Raw genomic sequence first — 20518 nt, 5'->3', positions numbered from 1 at the left:
CATGACGCTGTGACCGCCCGGACGGCCCGGTGCGGGCCGGAGCGTGCCGCGCGGAAGGGAACCGATGCCGAACCTGCCCTCGCACTCGTCGCGACGGACCGGCGCCGCGGCGCCCGCCCTGCGGATCCCCGCCGAGCGGGCGGTGGTGGACTGCGCCGTCTACGTCGACGGCGTGCGGCTGCCGGGCCGTTACGCCCACGGCGCGGCGCTCGCGGAGGTGCGCCGGCGCGGCGCCGGCTTCGTGTGGCTCGGCCTGCACGAGCCCGACGAACAGCAGATGACGAGCGTGGGCCGCACGTTCGGCCTGCACGAGCTGACGGTCGAGGACGCGGTGCACGCGCATCAGCGGCCCAAGCTCGAGCGCTACGACGACGTGACGTTCCTGGTGCTGCGGACCGTGAACTACGTCGAGCACGAGTCGGTGACCACGACCAAGGAGATCGTCGAGACCGGCGAGATCATGCTCTTCTGCGGCCGGGACTTCGTGGTGAGCGTCCGCCACGGCGACCACTCGGCGCTGGCGGACGTGCGGCATCGGCTCGAGTCCGCCCCGGAGCGGCTGGCGCTGGGTCCGTCGTCGGTGCTGCACGCCGTCGCCGACCACGTCGTGGACACGTACCTCGCCGTGGTCGACGCCGTGCAGCCGGACATCGACGACCTCGAGGAACTGGTGTTCACGCCCGACACCCGCATCGCGGTGGAGCAGATCTATCTGCTCAAGCGGGAGATCGTGGAGCTGCGACGGGCGGTGCTCCCCCTCGCGACGCCGCTGCGCCAGCTGACCCGCGGCGCGGGCAATCCGGTGCCGAAGGAGGTGCGGCGCTACTTCCGGGACGTCGCCGATCATCACACCAAGGTGGCCGAGCGCATCGCGGACTACGACGAGACGCTGAGCACTCTCGTCGATGCCGCGATCGCGAAGGTGACGGTTCAGCAGAACACCGACATGCGCCGGATCTCGGCGTGGGTGGCGATCGCGGCCGTTCCCACGATGATCGCCGGGATCTACGGGATGAACTTCGACAACATGCCCGAATTGCACTGGGAGCACGGGTACTTCGTGGTCATCGGGGCCATCGTCGCGATCACCGTCGGCCTGTTCGTCACGTTCCGCCGCAACAAATGGCTCTGATCACCGCGGCGCGGGAGCGTCTCGCGCCGGTCTCCCCCGGCGGGCGCACGCGCGGCCCGGCGGTGCTCGCGGCGGCACTCGTCCTGATCGCCCTGCAGCTGACGGTGCGTTCGCTGCTCGCCTTCCGCGGGGAGTTCTACTGGGACGACCTGATTCTGGTCGGACGCTCGGGCATGTACCCGCTGCTGTCGTCCGAACTCCTCGGCTACGACCACGACGGCCATCTCATGCCGGGTGCGTTCCTGGTGGCCGGCGTGGTCACGACCCTCGCGCCGCTGCAGTGGTGGCCCGCAGCGCTGACGCTGGTGGCCGGCCAGGCGCTGGTGTCGCTGGCCGTGCTGCGCGTGCTGTGGTTGCTGCTGGGGCCGCGGCCGGGGCTGCTCGGGCCGCTGCTGTTCTACCTGTTCACTCCGCTGACGCTGCCGGCATTCGCGTGGTGGGCGGCGGGACTGAATTCGCTGCCGCTGCAGGCGGCCCTGGCGTGGGTGGCCGGCGACGCGGTCCGGCTGGTGCGCACCGGCCGGATCCGCTACGCGCTGAGCGGGACGGCGGTCACCGTCGTCGCGCTGCTGTTCTTCGAGAAGTCGGTGCTGGTGCCGGCGGTGGCCTTCGCGACCGTCGCGCTGATGTACCGGCTGGACGGCCGCCGCCGGCCGGTGCGCACCGCGGCGGTGGGCGGGGCGCCGCTGTGGCTCGGCTCGGCGCTGGTCCTCGCGGCGTGGGCGGCCGCCTACCTGTCCCTGGTCGAGTCCCGGTTCGGGGCGCCCACGGCCGACATGGTGGGCGGGCTGACGCACCACGGCGTCTCGTTCGGGGTGCTGCCGACCCTGCTGGGCGGGCCGTGGCGGTGGGACCGCTGGAATCCGGGCCCGCCGTGGGCTGATCCGCCGGCATGGCTGGTCGTGGCGGCGTGGGCGGCGGCGCTCGCCGTCCTGGTGTGGTCGCTGCGGCGGAACCGGCGCACGGGCTGGGTGTGGGCCGCGGCGGCCGCCTACGTGGCGGCCTCGACGGCCGCGATGATCAGCACCCGCTTCGGCCCGGACACGACGTACGAACTGGCGCAGACCCTGCGCTACCACACCGACACGGCCGTCGTCGTCGCGATCGCCGCGGCGCTGATCCTGCGCGCCCCGGCGCGCGGCGACGGGCCACCCGCCCAACCGGCACGGCGGATCGTCGCGGCCGGGTGCGCGGTCGCCTTCGCGGCGAGCAGCCTGTGGTCGACGGCGACGTTCGCCCGCACCTGGGCCGACAACCCCACCGGCGCGTACCTGGCCGCCGCGAAGTCCGCGCTCACCGCGCGGCCGGACGTGCCGATCCTCGATCACCCCGTCTCGGTGTGGGTGCTCCTGCCGGTCACCCACCCCCACAATCTGCTCAGCCGCGTGTTCTCGCCGCTGCCGGGACGCGCCGAGATCGGCGCCGTCACCCCCGAACTACAGGTGCTCGACGACGACGGACGGCTGGTGCCGGCGGGGCTCGTCGCGGTGCGGCACGTGCTGCCCGGACCGGTGCCCGACTGCGGGCATCTGCTCACGGCGTCGACGACGACCGTGCTTCCCGCCGACACCGCGCTGGTGGGCGGGGAATGGACGGTGCAGCTGAACTACCGTGCCTCCGCGGACGGCGAGATCGAGGTGGGCTTCCCCGCCGCGCCGCGGGTGCGGGTGCCGGTCACCGCGGGACTGGGCACGGTGTACGCCCGGGTCCCGGGTGCGGGCACCGGGCTGCAGGCGCGCTCCGCGTCGGCCGGGCTCGACGTCTGCCTCGCCGGTGGCCCGATCGGGGTCGTCGTACCCCGCTGACGGCGCGATTCACATGCGGGCCGGGGCGCGGTTCGGGTCCCGCACGTCGATGCCGGCCTCCGACCACGCGTCGCGCAGCGCATCGCCGCCGCGCAACCGCTTCCACGCGGCCTCGGTGCCGGTCAGCGGTATCACCTCGAAGAACCGCACCGGGTCGGCGGGCTCGGGCAGCACCAGGTCGGGGACGTCGCTCGGCTCGAGCATCACCGCGGTGAAGGTGGCGCCCTGCCACAGCGGCTCCCCCAGGTCGAGCAGCGCGTCGTCGGTGAGGACGACGCCCTCCACCGCGGGCAGGGCCGCGAGCGTCGCGAGCGTGCGGACCAGTCCCGGGAGACTGCCGCTGAGGCCGCGCACGCTGAGGATCAGCTCGGCGCGCGGCCCGCGGGTCGGATCGGCGACCGTCGCGGTGGGGTCGCCCATCGGATGCCGCGAACACCCCAGGGTCGCGAACCGCACCAGGTCCGGCTGTTCCACGCGGAAGCGCAGCACCTCGACGGGTTCGAGGCCGAGGAACGTCACGGACGCCGTCTCCGGCTCGGTGCCCCCGAGGCGGGCGCTGAGATGGGCACGGACGGCGGGCAGCACGGCGTCGATCACCCCTGCAATGTAGACCCGAGGCGGGTCCCGCGCCGCCGGTGCGGCCTGCGCCGATCCGGCCGACCGGGACCCCGTCCGCCGGTACCGTCGTGTCATGGTGCGAGACACCGGCTTCCCCGGCGCCGACGCCGGCGACGACTTCTCCCGGCAGCGGCGGCGCGCCGAGTACGCGCGGCTGATCGCGTGGCTGCGCCGCGAACCCGAGGACGTCAACACCGTGCTGCCGTTCGACGCCGTGGTGCGGGCCCTCGGCCGGGTCGGGGAACGGCGCCTGGGACTGCAGAGCATCGACGTGGCCTCGATCGTCGGCAGCGTGGACCGCACCGAGGACTTCGACCGGCGGTTCCGGCCCACGTCGGCGCGGCTGCGGCAGCGGTGGGAGAAGCTGGCCACGGCCCGCCGCCGGGGCGAGTCGGTGCCGCCGATCACGGTGTACCGCGTCGGGACGATGCACTTCGTGGTGGACGGGCACCACCGCGTCTCCATCGCCTACGCCCGCGGTGACGCGACCATCGACGCCTACGTGACCGAGATCGTCACCCGGATCTCGCCGGAGGGCGTGACCCAGCACTCGGACCTGATGCGCAAGGACCACTACCGGATGTTCCTCAGCCGGGTGCCGCTCACCGGCAGCCGGCGTGATGCGGTGACCGTCCGGGACCCGTGGGACTACGCGGAACTGGCCGAGTGCATCGAGGCGTGGGGCTTCCGGCTCATGCAGGAGCGCGGCGAGTTCCTCACCCGCGATGTGGTGGCGCAGCGGTGGTTCGACGAGGAGTTCGTACCGGTGGTCGACATGGTGCGGGCGGCGGGGATGCTGCGCACCCGCACCGACGCCGAGGCGTATCTGTGGCTGGCCGGCGAACGGTACCGGCTGGTGCGGCGGCACGTGTGGAACGAGGAGATCATCGAGCGGCTGCGGCGGCGGGCCCCGCGGTGAGCGCACGCCGGCCGGTTTGAGCCCGAGGCGCCGGAGGTATCCCCGGGCAGCCACCGAGGGCGCCACCGAGCGCCCGGTGGCTCGGGCCGGTCGAGAAGCGTGCCGGCGCCGGTCCGCGCCGGGGTTGGGGACCCCATGCGCTCCGTACCCTGGTCGGGAGGACCGGGCCCACGACAGGAGGACACGCTTGACGGCGACCGTGCAGGACGCAGCCGACACGACCGGACCGCAGGACGTCCGGGCCGAGCTCCGGGCGGCCGCGCGCCGTGTGTTCGGCTGGGAGGAACTGCGTCCCGGCCAGCTCGACGCGATGGAGCCGCTGGTGCGGGGCCGGGACGTGCTCGCGGTGATGGCCACCGGCTCGGGCAAGTCGGCGATCTACCAGGTGCCGGCGTTGCTGATCGAGGGCACGACCCTGGTGATCTCCCCGCTCATCGCGCTGCAGAACGATCAGATCGCAGGTCTCGACGCCACCTCGGCGCCGGACGCGGTCGCGATCAATTCGCGGCAGCGGGCCTCGGAGACCGCCGCCGCGTGGGAGACGATCCGTGAGCGCACCGTGGAGTACGTCTTCCTGGCGCCGGAGCAGCTCGCCAACGACGAGGTGGTGGCTCGTCTCGCCGACGCGCACGTCTCCCTGGTGGTGGTCGACGAGGCGCACTGTGTGTCCGCGTGGGGCCACGACTTCCGGCCCGACTACCTGCGCCTGGCCGACGCGCTCGACCGGCTCGGCCGGCCCCCGGTGGTGGCGCTCACGGCCACCGCGTCGCCACCGGTGCGGCAGGAGATCGTCGAGGAGCTGCGCCTGCGCGACCCGGTGGTGATCGCCAGCGGATTCGATCGGCCCAACATCGACCTGGCTGTCGAGCGGTACACGACCGACGTCGAGAAACGCCGGGCGGTGATCGAGACGGTCGCCGGACTCGAGACGCCCGGGCTGCTGTACACCGCGACGCGCAAGGACGCCGAGTTCTACGCGGCCGAACTGGCCGAACGGGGGCTGGGGGCGGCGGCGTACCACGCCGGCCTGCCGTCGGCCACGCGCGAGCGCGTCCACCACGGGTTCCTCGACGGCGAGTACGAGGTGGTGGTGGCGACCTCCGCGTTCGGCATGGGCATCGACAAGCCCGACGTGCGGTTCGTCGCGCACGCCTCCGCGCCGGATTCCGTGGACAGCTACTACCAGCAGATCGGCCGGGCCGGGCGTGACGGACTGGAGGCGAAGGCACTGCTGTTCTACCGGCCCGAGGACCTCTCGCTCGCGAAGTTCTTCACGACACACCGTCCGGACGAGGAACTGCTCGGCCGTGCGTTCACCGCGCTGCTGCGCGCGAAGACCCCGAAGCGGCTGAAAGACCTACGCGCCGAACTGGATACCCGCGGCCGGACCCTGACCAACGCGGTCAACCTGCTCGAACGGGCCGGGGTGGTCTCGCCGGGACGCAAGGGGTTCATGGCACGCACCGTCGAGGTGGAGATCGCCGTCCGGCGCGCGGCGGAGGTGGCAGCGGTGGGCGAACGGATGGACCGCTCCCGCGTGGAGATGATGCGTGGCTACGCCGAAACCCGCGGCTGCCGAAGGCAGTTCCTGCTCGGGTACTTCGGTGAGTCGCTGCCCGAACCGTGTGGCCACTGCGACTGTTGCCGCGACGGGATCCCCGAGAGCCGGCCCGAACCGGCGAATCATGTTCGTCACGAATCGATTCCGCTGCACACCCGGGTCGTGCACGCGCAGTGGGGCGCCGGCGAGGTGATGAGCGCGGAGGTGGACCGGATCACCGTGCTGTTCGACGGGTACGGCTACCGCACCCTCTCGCTCGAGGCGGTCGAGGAGCACGATCTGCTGCGCCGCGAGGACTCGGAGCCCGAGCCGGAACCCGACATCGCCTGAATCCCGCTCCGTGCTGCCGGGAGAACATCCGCGCGGCGCGAGAAGGACGACGTCCCCGGGGACAGGGGCACACGCCGACGGGCCGGGGCACCGCCGGTCAACCGCTGCGACCCGTCGTGCCAGTGTCCGGGTTCGTGGGCGCGTCCGGCCGCCGGGCGGGGAACCGCAGCGCGAGCGCCGCCCCGATCTCGAGGTGACGCAGGAGGAAGGCGTGCTCGTCGAGCCGTTTGCGCCGCAACCAACCGGTGACTTCGTCGTTGCACTTGCTCGCGTTGCAGGAGCCACAGGCAGGCACGACATTGGCGAGCGTGTACCGCCCGCCACGGGAGAGCGCCAACACGCAGTCGCGCTGCAGCGGCCGGTCGATCGCGCCGCAATACGCGCAGCCACCCCATGCCGCCTCGAGCGCGGCCCACTGTTCGGCACTGAGGTCGTGCTCGACGAGATCCATTCTGCGCCGACGTCTGCGGGCGCTCCTGGCTCTGCGACTCCGGTCGACCGCCATCGCGCCAGCGTATTCCCGTCCGCGTCACGCGTCGAGTTCGTCGGCGCGGGTCGCCCGCGCCCGACGTTCACCCGACGCTCTGCTGCGCCTTCGCGTAGGCGAACTGCAGGAAGTCCGCGCCGGCCAGGGCGGCGAACAGCCCGGCGACGAGCCGCGTCGGACGCGGCGCGAAGACCATCCCGATCGTGAAGAGGGTCGCCACCCACACGTCGAAGCAGAACGGGCAGGTGAGCAGCTCCCCCAGGCTGTGCCGCAGAGTGTTCGTTCCGCGCACCTCCTCCGTCACCTCGGCGGGGCCGCCCTGCCCCGTGTACCGGGTGAAGGGCGCCCGCAGGGGGCTGGTCACCGCGTCCTTCGTGACCGTCCGCGACAGCTTGTGCGTGCCCAGGGCGAGCACGATCAGGTCCTCACCGCTCAGCCGGTCGGGCAGCCGCCGGCCGGTCACCAACGCGCCGATCACGGCGACGGTAACGAGCGTGCTGTACCCGGCAAGGACCGTCGCGTACCCCCGCATCGGGAGGTCCTCCCCCGCCGCGTATTCGCGGGCGTGCATGCGGGCGGTCTCCGCGAGGTCGAGGGACGTGTCGGTCTGATTGCTCATCTGCTGCTCCTGCACGTAGTTCGGTCCGCCCGCCGGATACCCCGTCCCCGGGACGGCCACGCCTGCCGCCGTGCACCTACTGTTCGACGAACCGCACCTCGTGCACCCCGGCGGTCGCGGCAGCGAATCTCGTCAGCCGCAGACCTTCCTTCTCGGCCGCCGCGCGCCGGGTGGCCGTCAGGCGCTGCCACGGGGTCACCTCGAGCACTGCCGAGGTCTTCGTGACGGTGAGGTTCGCGGCCCCGGCGACCGTCCCGTCGACGAGGAGGGTCGAGCGCACGATGCCGTTCTGCGTCATGATCCGGCGACGGTACTCGTCGGGGACGATCCGGGTCCGGTCGGCGTGCGAGAGCAGCACGTTGTCGTAGGGCGCGAGGATCCGCACCGGTGCCGGCGTCGCCGGATCGGGTCGCGGCGCGTCGGGCAGGTCGAACACCTCGACGCCGTTCTCGTCACGGAACACCTCGAGCGACGGACGCAACCGTTCGAAGACCTCACCGAGCCGCGTCAACCCCGACCAGGTCTGCGCGTCGCGCACGCTCGCCGGCCCGAACGCGGCGAGGTATCGCCGGAGGACGATGTCCGGGTCCGGCCGTGCCGGGCCGCGACCGACCCACTCGTCGAGCGGCGTGAGTCTCGGCTGCCCGGAGCGCCCCCACAGTCCCCGCGGCGGCACCTGCACCAGCGGGAGCAGGTTCCGCAGCCCGTACGCGAGCGCGGCCGGGTCGCGGCCGGGGAATCGCTCGGCGAGCAGCGGGCGCAGCTCCTGCAGGCTGCGCGGGCCGTCGCGGAGCAGGTCACGGCCCGCGGCGGCGAGCTCGCGCAGATCCAGCCCCGCCAGCCCGGCGGCGTACTGGGTGTTGGTGGTCAGGTCCCGGTCCAGGAGCGGCTGGATCCAGTCCCGCAGGGCCACCGCGTCGGTCGCCGAGACGGCGAACACCGTGCCGCGCATGAGCACGATGCGCACCACGTCGCGTGATTCGAGGAGATCCGCGAGGGCCGTCGGCCGGAACCGCCGCAACCGGGCCCACAGCGCGAAGTAGGGCGGGGTCGGCGCCTGGGCCTGCAGGCCCAGCAGGTGCTCGACCAGGGCGATCGCGGGCAGGTCGCCGCGCCGCAGCAGATGCTGCCGGGCGAGGGTGGCGCGGCCGAGCGCGCGAGCGGTGAGGGTGCGCGGCGTCACGGGGACACCCTGCCACGAGGGTCCGACGGCGGCCTGGGTTTCGCCTGCGCCTGGACGGCGAGACCGAGCGTCCGGTAGATGTTTAGTTGAATTTAATTTCATGTTGCAGCGTCGAGGAGAGCCGATGTCCGATCCGAGAGGTGCGCGCCTGCTGGTTCCCGTGCTGTGCTTCATCATCACCACGATCGCCGTGATGCAGACGTCCGTGGTGCCGATCGTCGGCACCATCCGCGACCAGCTGGGCGTGAGCACGACCGCCGCCGGCTGGGTGCTGACCGCGAATCTGCTCGCCGCCGCCGTCACCACGCCGCTGCTGGGCCGGTTGGCCGACCTGCGCGGCAAACGCCCGGTTCTGCTCACCGTCCTCGTCGTGGTGCTCGTCGGCTCGCTGCTGTGCGCCGCCACGGACTCGTTCGCGCTCCTGCTTCTCGGCCGGGTACTGCAGGGCGTGTCGTTCGCGTTGTTCCCCGTCGGCATCGCCGTGCTGCGCGCCGAACTGCCGCCGCAGCGGCTGATCGGCGCGATGGGCCTGTTCTCGGGCACGCTCGGCGTGGGCGGTGCGATCGGCATGGTGCTCACCGGGCTGATGGTCTCGGGCGGCGACTACCGCCGGGTGTTCTGGCTGGTGGCGGCGTTCAACGTCGTCGCGCTGCTGAGCGCATTCCTCGTCGTGCCGAAGCGACGGCGGGCCGAGGGAGGCCGGATCGACTGGCTCGGTGCGGCCCTGCTCGCCGTCGGCCTGGCGCTGGTGCTGCTGGCCCTGTCCGAGGGCGGAACGTGGGGGTGGGCGTCGCCGCCCACCGTCGCGAGCGCCGCGATCGGCCTGGCCGTGCTCGCGGGATGGTTCCTCTTCGAACGGCACGTCGACGAGCCGCTCGTGCCGCCACGGATGCTCACCCACCGGCCGGTGTTCGTGGTGCACGGCGCCGCGTTCCTCGTCGGCATGGCCATGTTCGTCAGCTTCCTCGCCACCGCGTACTTCGTGCAGACACCGCCCGCCGTCGCCGGATACGGGTTCGGTGCCACCGTGCTCGAGGCGACCGCGGTGTACATGCTCCCGGGCGCGCTCGTCGGTGTGGTCGCCGCGGCGCTGGCGGGCCGGCTCATCCACCGGTTCGACGCCCGATGGGTGCTGATCGGGGCCTGCGTCCTCGGGATCGCCGGCTTCGCCCTGGTGGCGGTCGTGCACGACCGGAGCTGGCAGCTGATCGTCTCCGGCATCCTCGTGACCACCTTCGTCAGCCTCGCCTATGCGGCGCTGCCGGCGCTCCTCGTCGCGGAGGTGCGCCCCGACCAGACCGGGGTCGCGAACAGCATCAATTCGATCGCCCGCACGGCGGGCAGCTCGCTCAGCAGCGCGGTGGTGACGACATTGCTCGCCACGCTGACAGTCGCCGGCACCGGCGTCGTCCGCGAGAGCGCGTTCGTCGCGGCGTTCGTGCTGGGCGCCGCGGCTGCGGCCGTGGCCGCCGTGCTCGTTCTCGTCGGTGGGCAACCGGCGACGCGTCCGCTCAGCGACCGCGAGGAGGACGAGGTGGAGGCGACGGCCCTCGCCGCGGAGTGGGGTTCGGTGTCCGGTCTCGCCGCCACGCCCGTCGCCGCGGACGAACAGGCCGACGCCGCCGCGGCGCACCGGGGCTGATCGGGCGACGTCAGTCCTGCTCCCGCAGCGCGCGCACCGCCTCCTCCGCCTGCCGCGCCGCGTCCTCGGCCTTCGCGGCGTCCTCGTCGGCCGACCCGGCGGTGCGTCGCGCGAACTCGCGCCGCTGTTCCACCCGGCTCAGCTCCTCGCGCAACCGCGCGACGTGCTCGTCGAGTTCCTCGACCGCCGCGCGTGCCCGTGCCGCCACCGAGCGCGCCTCGTCGGCGGTGTTCCGCGCCGCCTCCGCCTCGGCGACGGCGGTCTCCAGGGCGGCGGCGCGCCGGGTGCGCTCGGCCTCCTCCGCCTCGGTGTCCGTCCGTGCCGGCGGGGGCGGGACGACCGACAGCCCCACCGGGCCGAAGCCGCTGTAGTCCAGGGGCGCCTCGAGCCGGCCTCCGCGCACCTGCTCGGCCAGCTCGGCGTCGGCGAGAGCGGCGTGCAGGGTCTGGCCGACCTCGCGCAGGGCCGCCTCCGACGCCCGCCGGCCGTGCTCGGCGGCGAGGCGGGCCGCGGTCTTCTCGAGCGCACCGATCACCCGCCGTCGCTGCGTGGACAGCCGCCGCAGCTCGGGCCCGGAGAGCTGGCGCTGCGCGGAGCGCAGGGCGTCGCCGAGTCCGAGCAGGGCTGTGACCTCCTCGGACTTCTCGCGGGCGAGCATGTTCACCAACCAGGCCGACACGGTCGGCTTGCGCAGCCGGCCGACGGCCGCCGCGAGCTCGCGGTCTCCGGCCCGACGGGCGCGGGCGACGTGCTCGCTGCGGGCCGCGGTGAACTCGCCCGGATCGAGCCCGTACAGCTCGTCGGCGATGTCGTCGAGGTCCACCGGCCTACTATGCACCGCTCGGTCAGAGGGTGAGGTTCTCGCCCGTCGCCTGGTCGAAGAGGGCAATCTTCGCCGGATCGAACCACAGCTGCACGGGCCGGCCCTTCGCGACGTCCGACTCGGCGGGCAGCCGCGCGACCATCGACCCGCCGGCGAGGTCGGCGACGCCCACGTCGGCCGCCAGGTCGTCGAGGTCGCTCGAATGCAGATCCGGGGACTCGACGGTGAAGTACGCGTACTTGTCCGACCCCATCGATTCGAGCACGTCGACGTCCACGGTGAAGGTCGCGCCCTGCTCGCGCTGAGCGGTGTCCAGGAGCGTGGCGTCCTCGAAGTGTTCGGGCCGCACGCCGACGACGACGTCGCGTCCCGGATTGTGCTTCTGCACGGCCGCCCATCGCTCGGCCGGCAACGTGAAGTCGCCGATCGCGGTGCGCACGCCGTTCGACTCGAGCTGGCCGGCAAGGAAGTTCATCGACGGCGAGCCGATGAAGCCGGCCACGAACAGGTTCTTCGGCCGGTCGTAGAGCTCCTGGGGCGCACCGATCTGCTGCACCAGCCCGCCGCGGAGGACGACCACCCGGTCGCCGAGGGTCATCGCCTCGGTCTGGTCGTGGGTGACGTACACCGTAGTGGTGCCCAGCCGTTTCTGGAGGCGGGCGATCTCGGTGCGCATCTGCACCCGCAGCTTCGCGTCGAGGTTGGACAGCGGCTCGTCCATGAGGAACGCCTTGGGGTTGCGCACGATCGCGCGGCCCATCGCCACCCGCTGCCGCTGCCCGCCGGACAGGTTCGACGGCTTGCGGTCGAGATGGTCCGTCAGGTCGAGGACCTTGGCGGCCTCGGCGACCTTCCGCTCGATCTCGTCCTTGGGCGTCTTGGCGAGGGTGAGCGGGAAGGCGATGTTCTCCCGCACCGTCATGTGCGGGTACAGCGCGTACGACTGGAACACCATCGCGATGTCCCGGTCCTTGGGCGCCTTCTCGTTGACCCGCTCGCCGCCGATGCGCAACTCGCCGGAGGAGATGTCCTCGAGCCCGGCGATCATGTTCAGCGTGGTCGACTTCCCGCAGCCCGAGGGACCGACCAGGATGATGAACTCGCCGTCGGCGATCGTCATGTCCACGTCGCTGACCGCTCTCGCCCCGTCGGGGTAGAGCTTGGTCACCTTGTCCAGCACGATTTCTGCCATCTGGGTCATCCCTTCACTGCGCCGGACGTCAGGCCGGCCACGATGCGACGTTGGAAGATGAGCACGAACACGATGATCGGGATGGTGATGACCACCGCGGCCGCCGCGATCGAGCCGGTGGGCTCCTCGAACTGCGAGGCTCCGGTGAAGTTGGCGATCGCCGCGGGCGCGGTGATGGACCGCTCGGTGGACGTCAGCGAGATCGCGAACAACAGGTCGTTCCAGCAGAAGATGAACACCAGGATCGCGGCGGTGACGATGCCCGGCGCCGCCAGCGGCGCCACCACCTTCCGGAAGGCCTGCCCGGGCGTGGCGCCGTCCATCTTGGCGGCCTTCTCGAGCTCCCACGGGATCTCCTTGAAGAACGCCGAGAGGGTGTAGATCGCCAGGGGCAGGGAGAAGGTGATGTACGGGATGATCAGGCCCGCCCAGGTGTCGAACAGCCCGAGCTTGCGGATGATGTCGAAGAGCGGGCTGACGAGGGAGATCTGCGGGAACATCGCGATCAGCAGCGCCACGCCGACGAGGATCTTCTTGCCCGGGAAGTCGAGCCGCGCGATGGCGTAAGCCGACATCGTGCCGATGACCACCGCGACCACCGTCGCGATCAGCCCGATACCGATGGAATTGATCAGCGCGCTGGTGAACGCGTCGGTGCGGAAGATCCCGCGGTAGTTGTCCAGCGTCCACTCCCGGGGAATGAACCGGCCGTCCTTGATGGTGCCGGCCGGCTTGAACGACAGGCTGGCGATCCACACGACGGGGATCAGCGCGTACAGCAGGACGAGCAGGTTCACCACCGACCAGCTCAGCTTGCGCCGCGGGGTCTCGGTCGTCGTCATGTCACCGTTTCCCTTCCGGATCGGAGCCCGGTGCGGACGCCCCGAACAGCTTGATGAACACGAACGCGATGATGGCCACGCACAGGAAGATCAGGACGCTGATCGCCGATCCGATCCCGAGGTTGAACGCCTTGAACAGGTTGTCGTATCCGAGGATCGACACCGAGCCCGTGCCGTTGGATCCGCGCGTGAGGACGTAGATGTTGTCGAAGATGCGGAAGGCGTCGAGGGTGCGGAACAGCAGGGCCACCAGGATCGCCGGCTTCATCAGCGGCACGATGATCCTGGTCAGCCGCGTCCACGCTCCGGCGCCGTCGACCTGGGCGGCGCGGAGCAGGTCGTCGGGGACGAGGGCCAGCCCGGCGAGCAGCAGCAGCGCCATGAACGGGGTGGTCTTCCACACCTCGGCGAGCACGATGATCGCCAGCGACGGAAGCTGCTGCGTCAGTGGGGCACTGCCGTCGGGCAGGAGGTTCGCAAGGTAACCGGTGCCCGGGGTCCACGCGTAGTACCAGCTGTAGGCCGCGGCGACGGTGACGATGCCGTACGGGATCAGCACCACGGTGCGGACGGTGCCCTTGCCGACGATGGTGCGGTGCATGATCAGCGCCAGAGTCAGGCCCAGGACGAACTCGATCGCCACCGACACGACGGTGATCCCGGCGGTCACGGCGAACGCCTGCCACCAGAACGTGTCGGTGAGGACCGACACGTAGTTGGCCAGTCCGACGAACTCGCGTTCGTCGGGGAATCGCAGGTCGTACCGTTGCAGGCTCAGCCAGACCGCGTATCCCACCGGGTAGGCCGTGACGGCGAGCATCAGCAGGGCCGCGGGAGCGACGAGCCACAGCCCGAGCCGCCGTTCGGCCTTCTTCCCTTCGGAGAGAAGGGGTTTCTCGCGCCGGGACGGTGCGGGCCGGGCACCCTCGGACGGCGGGACGGGTCTGGTTGCGGGCGTGGTGGTCACGGGATCAGCCCTTCCGAATTGACCGCCTTGCGAACCTGTTCCGCGAGTTCGTCGACCGTGCGCGGCGGATCGATGCGGTCGACCGGGTTGAGGGTGGCGGTGATGAGCGTCGAAATGCTCTGGTAGGCAGGCGAGACCGGGCGCACCGCCGCGTTCTCGAGGCTCTCGCGCACCTCCCGCCACACCGGGTACGCCTGCTGGAACTCCGGGTCGTCGTAGAGCGAGGCGAGGGTGGGCGGAACGCCGCCGTCGACGGCGTTGTTGCGCTGGTTCTCCTCGTTGCGCAGGCACTGCATCGCCTCGAACGCCAGGTCGGGGTTCCGGGTGGTGCGGGCGACGGCGATGTTGAACCCGCCGATGGTGACCCGCGCGGGTGTGCCGGCGATCACCGCCGGGTAGGGCGCGGGGAGGAAGTTCTGCTCGCCGTTCACCGTCAGCACCGTGTTCCCGGTGTTCTCGTCGGTCACGTTGCCGTTGTCGTCGATGGAGGGCAGGAATCCCTTCTCGGCGTTCTCCAGGATGCCGGGGTAGACGAACGGCCAGTTCACCTGGAAGGCGGCCTTGCCGCTCTCCATGCCCAGGCGGGCGGCGGCCTCGTCGGACTGGTTCAGTGACGGATCCGCACCGGGCGCCGTCGCCACGCGCTTCATGATGTCGAGGGCCGTCACGGCGGCGTCACCGTCGGCCACGGTGACGGTGGTGCCGTCCTCGGCGACGACGGATCCGCCCGCGCTGGCGAGCAGGGTGTTGAACCACACCATCAGGCCCTCGTACTGGCGGGCCTGCACCCCGATCCAGCTGGGCCGGCCCTCGGCCGCGAGCCCGCTCGCGATGGCGATCATCTCGTCCCACGTCTGCGGCGGGCGGCCACCGGGCATCAGGTCCTTGCGGTACCAGAGCAACTGGGTGTTGGTGTTCAGCGGAGCCGCGTACAGGGTGTCCTGCCACGTCGCGGAGGCCAGCGGCCCGGCGAGGGTGCCCTCGGACACCGCGGCCGCGACGTCCGGCGGCAGCGGCAGCGCCCATCCCGCCTCGGCGAACTCGGCCGTCCACACGACGTCGAGCGTCATCAGGTCCAGCGTGTCGTCCTCGCCGGTGAGCCGCCGCGCGAGCTGCAGCCGCTGGTCGTCGGCGCCCTTCGGCAGGGTGCGCTGCTCGATCGTGTACCTGCCTCCGGCGGCGGCCGTGCAGTTCGCCGCCGCGGCGGCGTACTGTTCCGCCCCGTCGGCGGCGGTGTAGAAACTCAATACCGTCCCGCTGGACTCGCTGCCGCACGCCGCGACCGACGACAGCGCGAGCACCGCCGCGGCACCCACCAGTCCGACCCTCACCGCCCGTCTCCGCACCGCAGCCTCCGCCCGTCGTCCAGCGCGACGGTGACTTCCGTCACACTTGGTGCGAACGTAACGCACCGGGCGCCGGCGCGCGACCCAACTGCCGCCCGGAGCGGAACTGTGATCGAACGGTTTACAACGCGAGCTTGGCGAGCAGGTCCCGGGCCCGTTCGGCGTTGCGCGGCGCGCACAGCACGTCGTAGCGGCCGGCCACCAGTTGCATCGTCGACGAGAAGTCACGCTGGCCGCGTGTCGCGGCGTACGGGATCGTCGTGGAGATCAGGCCGAAGACGATGCCGCCGACCATGCCGACGAGCAGGGGGCCCAGGAAGTCGGTCGAGAAGATCCCGAGCAGCAGGCCGAAGAACAGACCGAGCCAGGCGCCGGAGGCGATGCCGCCCCCGATCACCTTCGCCCACGTCAACCGGCCGGTGACCCGCTCGACCTGCATGAGGTCGACGCCCACGATGGTGACGTCCTCGACCGGGAAGGACTGGTCCGAGAGATGGTCGACGGCCCGCTGCGCCTCGGCGTAGGTCGTGTACGAACCGACCGGCCAGCCGCTCGGCGGAGTCGGCAGGCCCGGCGTGGCGCGTCCCGGCTGTCCGAGGGGGTTGGTCATCTTCGGCTCCTTCTCGTGACTGCGCGCCCCGCTCCGGCGCACCTGTCCATTCTGCCCGTATGCGCCTTCGGCGCCGGTGCGTCCTTTGGGTTGTTCCCGCCGCCCGAAGGACGCACCGGCGGCGCAGCCGCCTACTGCGGCGGCTCGAACTTCGTGGTGCGGGTCATCCCGGCCGCCCGGCCCTTCGCGGAGATCACCAGCGCCATCTTGCGGCTGGCCTCGTCGATCATCTCGTCCCCGAGCATCGCGGCGCCGCGCGCGCCGCCGGCCGCGGAGGTGTGCCACTCGTAGGCGTCGAGGATCATCTCGGCCTTGTCGTAGTCCTCCTGCCGCGGGCTGAAGACCTCGTTCGCGGCATCGATCTGGCTGGGGTGCAGCACCCACTTTCCGTCGAAGCCGAGCGCCGCGGTCCGCTGCGCCGAGCGCCGGAACGCCTCGACGTCGCGGATCTGCAGGTACGGCCCGTCGATCGCCTGCAGGCCGTGGGCCCGGGCCGCCATGAGGATGGTCATGAGGATGTGGTGGTAGGCGTCGCCGCGGTCGTAGCCGTCGGGCTGCTCACCGACGACGAGGGTGCGCATGTTGATACTCGCCATGAAGTCGGCCGGGCCGAACACCAGGGTCCGGACGCGCGGGCTCGCCGTGGCGATCGCATTGATGTTGGTCAACCCGAGTGCGTCCTCGATCTGCGGTTCGATGCCGATGCGGCCCACCTCGAGTCCGTGGGCCTTCTCCACCTGGGTCAGCAGCAGATCGAGCGCCTGCACGTGGCTCGCGTCGGGGACCTTCGGCAGCAGGATCGCGTCGAGGTGCGCGCCGGCGCCGCCCACCACGGTGGCGACGTCGAGGTAGGTGGCGTCGGTCGTCCAGTCGTTGACCCGCACCACCTTCAGCTGCTCGCCCCATCCGTCCTCGTTCAGGGCCTCGACGATCGTCGTGCGGGCCTGCTCCTTCGCCAGCGGGGAGACGGCGTCCTCGAGATCGAGGAACACCTCGTCGGCGGCGAGGCCCTTGGCCTTGTCGATCATCTTGCGGCTGCTGCCGGGAACGGCGAGCACGGACCTCCGGGGCCTGAAGTCGAACGACATGGGCTGGGCAGACCTCCGTGTTCCGAAATCGACGATCGCACGTTCTAGCCTGACCATCATGGCAGCAGTGAGCAAGGTATTCGCGGCGAGGCTCGCCGGTCTGGTGGTCCTGGGGCCCGACGGCGAGTCGATCGGCCGGGTGCGCGACGTCGTGCTCACCATCCGGATCGGCCGACAGCAGCCCCGGGTGCTCGGCCTGGTCGTCGAACTGCCGACGCGCAAGCGAATATTCGTGCCGATGCTGCGGGTGACGGCGATCGAGCCGGGCGCCGTCACCCTGAACACCGGCAACGTGAGCCTGCGCCGGTTCACGCAGCGGCCGACCGAGGTGCTGGCGCTCGCGCAGGTGCTCGATTCGAAGGTCCGGGTCGACGATCCCGAGCTGGGCGAGCTCGCGGGCGTGGACGTGGTCGTCGTCGACCTCGGCATCGAACTGACCCGCACCCGGGACTGGGTGGTCTCGCGGGTGGCCGTGCGCGCACACCGCGGCCGGCTCGGCAGGCGGTCCGCGATCCACGTCGTGGACTGGCAGCACGTGCACGGACTGACCTACACCAACCTCGGGATGCCCGGCCAGGGCGTCTCGCAGCTGCTGCTGCAGTTCGAGGACATGCGCGCCGCCGACGTCGCGAACGCACTGCGCGAGCTGCCGGAGAAGCGCCGGCACGAGGTGGCACTCGCGCTGGACGACGAGCGGCTCGCCGACGTCGTGCAGGAGCTGCCCACCGACGACCAGACCGATCTGCTGATGCACCTCGAGGTGGAACGCGCCGCGGACCTGCTCGAGGCGATGGATCCCGACGACGCCGCCGATCTGCTCGGTGAGCTGCCCGACTCCGAGGCCGAATCGCTGCTCCGCCTGATGGATCCGGAGGATTCCGAGCCGGTACGGCGGTTGCTCGAGCACTCCCCCGACACCGCCGGCGGCCTGATGACCCCCGAGCCGGTGGTGCTCACGCCGGCGACGACGGTGGCCGAGGCGCTGGCCCGGGTCCGCGACCCGGACCTCACACCGGCGCTCGCGTCGATGGCGTTCGTCGTGCGGCCGCCCACGGCGACCCCGACGGGCAAGTATCTCGGCTGCGTGCACCTGCAGCAGCTGCTCCGGGAGCCGCCTGCCGGCCTGGTGGGCGGGATCGTGGACAACGACCTGCCGCGGCTGGACCCGGACGACTCGCTCACCGCGGTCACCCGGTACTTCGCGACGTACAACCTGGTGTGCGGGCCCGTGCTCGACGACGAGGGGCACCTGCTCGGTGCCGTGACGGTCGACGACGTGCTCGACCACCTGCTGCCCGAGGACTGGCGCGAGGAGGAGGCCGACGATGAGTGACCGTTCCGCCCTGGCCCGGCAGCGCCTCGACACCCCCCGCACCGGCCGCTTCCGGGTCAACTTCGACGTCGAGGCCGTCGGACGCGTCAGCGAGTCGATCGCCCGGTTCCTCGGCACCGGACGCTATCTGGCCATCCAGACCGTCGTGGTGATCGTGTGGATCCTGCTCAACGTCTTCGCCGTGGCGCTGCAGTGGGACCCGTACCCGTTCATCCTGCTGAACCTCGCGTTCTCCACGCAGGCCGCGTACGCCGCGCCGTTGATCCTGCTCGCCCAGAACCGGCAGGAGAACCGGGACCGGGTCTCGCTCGAGGTGGACCGGTCCCGCGCCGCCCAGACCAAGGCGGACACCGAGTTCCTCGCGCGTGAGCTGGCGGCGCTGCGGCTGGCCGTCGGCGAGGTGGCCACCCGCGACTATCTGCGTCGCGAACTCGACGATCTGCGCGCACTGCTGATCGAGCCGGAGGAGGAGAACACGGCGCCGACGGCCGGTAAACCGCGCCCTCCCCGCCGCTGAGACGTGACTGGCTGTAACGTTCATCACAGCCCGTCGATGGTGTCGGTGGGGTAACGGTCCGCGACGAGTAGGTCTGTGGGGTGATGGCGTGCGCTGGCAGGGTCTGATCGCGGTGCCGGTGGTGCTCGGCGCGGGGTTCGCGGCGGTCGCGTCGTCGCCGGCGACGGTGGCCGCGACGGAGCACACGGAGCCGGTCGCCGTGACGGCGGCGGACGGTAGCACCGGGGTCGGGGTGCTGCCGGCGGATCCGGCGACGGCGCGGCCCGTACGCGGAGCCGGGAGCACGGCTCCCGATCCCGCCGCGGACCTACCGCCCGCGGTTACGGTCGCGCCCGGACAGCCGTCGCCCGTGCTGGCCGGCGAGGGCCCCCTGGCGATCCCCGAACTGGTGCTCTACGCGTACCGGGCGGCCGAGATGCAGCTCGCGATCAGCGAGCCAGGGTGCGTGCTGCCGTGGCACCTGCTCGCGGCGATCGGACGGATCACCTCGCAGCACGCCGATTCCGGACGTACCGACGTGCTCGGCACGCTCACCACCGCGCGCGTGACGCCGGGGACCGGCAGGCTCGGGCCGATGCAGCTGCCCCCGGCGGTGTGGTCGCAGTTCTCGACGGACGGCAATGCGGATGGCGCCGCCGACCCGCAGAACGTCTTCGACGCCGCCCTGGCGGCCGGCACCTGGCTGTGCTCGGACGACGCCCGCCTCGCCGAGCCCGACGCCCGCGCCCGGGCAGCGGCCCGCTTCGACCCGTCGCCCGAGTTCGTCTCCAACGTGCAGGCCTGGTCGGCCGCCTACGAGAAGGGCGCCGCGGTCTCGCCGGGGATCGTCGTCCCACCCCCGATGCCGCCGGCCGTTCCGGCCCGGCCGAACACCGTCGACGTCGCCGAGACCGTCCCGGCTCCCGCGGTCGAGCCGGACCCCGCCCCCGCGCCGGTCGGGGCGACACCGCCGGCCGCGCCGGCTGTCGAGCCACCGCCGGCCGCGCCGGTGCTGCCGCCGCTGCCGTGCCTCGTCCCGGCACTGTGCCCGGCGCCGGCCGTGCCCTGATCCGGTCACGACTCGATCTCCCCGTAACCCCTCCCCGCTCCCGTATGCCCAGCTCAGCGCGTTACATCACGGTAGGGTAACGGAAACGCATCGCTTCATGTATGGTCGATACCGCCATGTAACGAAAGCGTCTCGGGGTAGGCGCCCAGGAGGTATCGAGTGGGCCGGCACAGGAAGCCTTCGGAGTCCAAGCTCCGCCGCAATTCGGTCATCGCCCTCACCGGACTGGTTCCGGTCGGCGTGGTCGCCGCCGCCACCAGCGCCGGTGCGAGCCCGAAGACCCTGTTCGGCGTCCAGGACACCGAAGCGGTGGCCGAGCCCGTGGCCGCCGCGGCCGAGACCAACTACATCGCCGACGGGGTCTCCCGCGACGTCGCCGCCGCAGCCGCCCTGATGACCGCCCCGGAGCCTACCGCGGCACCCGCGGCGGCCCCCGCGCCCGCTCCGGAGCCCGCC

General features: G+C 71.8%; 19 protein-coding genes and 1 pseudogene. 9 read left to right on the top strand and 11 right to left on the bottom strand.

Going from position 1 to position 20518, the window contains the following annotated elements; all coding sequences use genetic code 11:
* Window positions 1-64 precede the first annotated feature (64 nt).
* Together corA and G6038_RS03165 are read left to right on the top strand one after the other, a co-directional pair.
* On the top strand, window positions 65-1132 hold the full coding sequence (corA, locus tag G6038_RS03170; protein ID WP_165035880.1) for a magnesium/cobalt transporter CorA: 1068 nt from the start codon (window positions 65-67) through the stop codon (window positions 1130-1132).
* A complete protein-coding gene (locus G6038_RS03165) occupies window positions 1123-2937 on the top strand; it encodes a hypothetical protein (protein WP_165035879.1) in 1815 nt (604 codons plus the stop codon). The genes corA and G6038_RS03165 overlap by 10 nt, the downstream gene beginning before the upstream one ends.
* A gap of 9 nt (window positions 2938-2946) precedes the next feature.
* Here G6038_RS03165 and G6038_RS03160 read toward each other — a convergent pair whose 3' ends face one another.
* A complete protein-coding gene (locus tag G6038_RS03160; protein ID WP_165035878.1) occupies window positions 2947-3534 on the bottom strand; it encodes a suppressor of fused domain protein in 588 nt (195 codons plus the stop codon).
* 94 nt (window positions 3535-3628) lie between these two features.
* On the opposite strand from G6038_RS03160, the gene G6038_RS03155 reads away from it, so the two are divergent.
* Together G6038_RS03155 and G6038_RS03150 are read left to right on the top strand one after the other, a co-directional pair.
* A complete protein-coding gene (locus G6038_RS03155; RefSeq protein WP_165035877.1) occupies window positions 3629-4474 on the top strand; it encodes a ParB N-terminal domain-containing protein in 846 nt (281 codons plus the stop codon).
* A gap of 187 nt (window positions 4475-4661) precedes the next feature.
* Entirely contained in the window at window positions 4662-6365 is a 1704-nt protein-coding gene (locus G6038_RS03150) for an ATP-dependent DNA helicase RecQ (protein ID WP_165035876.1), read from the top strand.
* A 97-nt stretch (window positions 6366-6462) separates the two neighbouring features.
* Here the strand turns inward: G6038_RS03150 and G6038_RS03145 are convergent, their stop codons facing one another.
* The 3 genes from G6038_RS03145 to G6038_RS03135 all read right to left on the bottom strand — a co-directional run bounded on the left by G6038_RS03145 (window position 6463) and on the right by G6038_RS03135 (window position 8654).
* Window positions 6463-6816: an HNH endonuclease signature motif containing protein gene (locus G6038_RS03145; protein WP_206024206.1), complete on the bottom strand. Its 354-nt coding sequence runs from the start codon at window positions 6814-6816 to the stop codon at window positions 6463-6465.
* A gap of 121 nt (window positions 6817-6937) precedes the next feature.
* Window positions 6938-7423: a DUF1360 domain-containing protein gene (locus G6038_RS03140; protein WP_240918279.1), complete on the bottom strand. Its 486-nt coding sequence runs from the start codon at window positions 7421-7423 to the stop codon at window positions 6938-6940.
* Window positions 7424-7547: 124 nt separating this feature from the next.
* Window positions 7548-8654: a winged helix DNA-binding domain-containing protein gene (locus G6038_RS03135; protein ID WP_165035873.1), complete on the bottom strand. Its 1107-nt coding sequence runs from the start codon at window positions 8652-8654 to the stop codon at window positions 7548-7550.
* A gap of 124 nt (window positions 8655-8778) precedes the next feature.
* On the opposite strand from G6038_RS03135, the gene G6038_RS03130 reads away from it, so the two are divergent.
* Window positions 8779-10296 carry an MFS transporter gene (locus G6038_RS03130; RefSeq protein ID WP_165035872.1) on the top strand — a complete coding sequence of 506 codons (1518 nt, stop codon included), beginning with the start codon at window positions 8779-8781 and terminating at the stop codon, window positions 10294-10296.
* A 10-nt stretch (window positions 10297-10306) separates the two neighbouring features.
* Here G6038_RS03130 and G6038_RS03125 read toward each other — a convergent pair whose 3' ends face one another.
* From G6038_RS03125 to G6038_RS03095, 7 genes are all read right to left on the bottom strand, one after another.
* On the bottom strand, window positions 10307-11119 hold the full coding sequence (locus G6038_RS03125) for a hypothetical protein (protein ID WP_165035871.1): 813 nt from the start codon (window positions 11117-11119) through the stop codon (window positions 10307-10309).
* Between the two features lie 22 nt (window positions 11120-11141).
* Window positions 11142-12311 (bottom strand): sn-glycerol-3-phosphate ABC transporter ATP-binding protein UgpC, encoded by a 1170-nt coding sequence (gene ugpC, locus G6038_RS03120; protein ID WP_165035870.1) that lies wholly within the window; start codon window positions 12309-12311, stop codon window positions 11142-11144.
* A gap of 5 nt (window positions 12312-12316) precedes the next feature.
* Window positions 12317-13153 (bottom strand): carbohydrate ABC transporter permease, encoded by an 837-nt coding sequence (locus tag G6038_RS03115; RefSeq protein ID WP_165035869.1) that lies wholly within the window; start codon window positions 13151-13153, stop codon window positions 12317-12319.
* A gap of 1 nt (window position 13154) precedes the next feature.
* The gene (locus G6038_RS03110) at window positions 13155-14120 is read right to left on the bottom strand and encodes a sugar ABC transporter permease (RefSeq protein WP_165035868.1); all 966 of its coding nucleotides are present in this window, start codon (window positions 14118-14120) and stop codon (window positions 13155-13157) included.
* Window positions 14117-15451, bottom strand: coding sequence for an ABC transporter substrate-binding protein (locus G6038_RS03105; RefSeq protein WP_165035867.1), 1335 nt, complete (start codon window positions 15449-15451; stop codon window positions 14117-14119). The genes G6038_RS03110 and G6038_RS03105 overlap by 4 nt, the downstream gene beginning before the upstream one ends.
* 136 nt (window positions 15452-15587) lie before the next feature.
* A complete protein-coding gene (locus G6038_RS03100) occupies window positions 15588-16076 on the bottom strand; it encodes a general stress protein (protein ID WP_003936099.1) in 489 nt (162 codons plus the stop codon).
* A gap of 131 nt (window positions 16077-16207) precedes the next feature.
* Window positions 16208-17164: a CoA ester lyase gene (locus G6038_RS03095; protein WP_029542478.1), complete on the bottom strand. Its 957-nt coding sequence runs from the start codon at window positions 17162-17164 to the stop codon at window positions 16208-16210.
* Between the two features lie 58 nt (window positions 17165-17222).
* On the opposite strand from G6038_RS03095, the gene G6038_RS03090 reads away from it, so the two are divergent.
* The 4 genes and pseudogenes from G6038_RS03090 to G6038_RS03075 form a co-directional block, all read left to right on the top strand.
* Window positions 17223-18497, top strand: coding sequence for a CBS domain-containing protein (locus tag G6038_RS03090; RefSeq protein ID WP_165035866.1), 1275 nt, complete (start codon window positions 17223-17225; stop codon window positions 18495-18497).
* Window positions 18490-19014: a DUF1003 domain-containing protein gene (locus tag G6038_RS03085; RefSeq protein ID WP_165035865.1), complete on the top strand. Its 525-nt coding sequence runs from the start codon at window positions 18490-18492 to the stop codon at window positions 19012-19014. Before G6038_RS03090 ends, G6038_RS03085 begins: the two co-directional genes overlap by 8 nt.
* Before the next feature lie 88 nt (window positions 19015-19102).
* Window positions 19103-20062 (top strand): hypothetical protein, encoded by a 960-nt coding sequence (locus tag G6038_RS03080; RefSeq protein ID WP_165035864.1) that lies wholly within the window; start codon window positions 19103-19105, stop codon window positions 20060-20062.
* A gap of 159 nt (window positions 20063-20221) precedes the next feature.
* Window positions 20222-20518: pseudogene (locus G6038_RS03075) on the top strand (murein transglycosylase); the annotation flags it as partial.

The sequence above is a fragment of the Rhodococcus sp. 14C212 genome, assembly GCF_011058195.1.
Taxonomy (GTDB): Bacteria; Actinomycetota; Actinomycetes; order Mycobacteriales; family Mycobacteriaceae; genus Rhodococcus; species Rhodococcus aetherivorans.
Note: the sequence above shows the minus strand (reverse complement) of the source record. Positions and strands in the feature narration are given on the sequence as shown.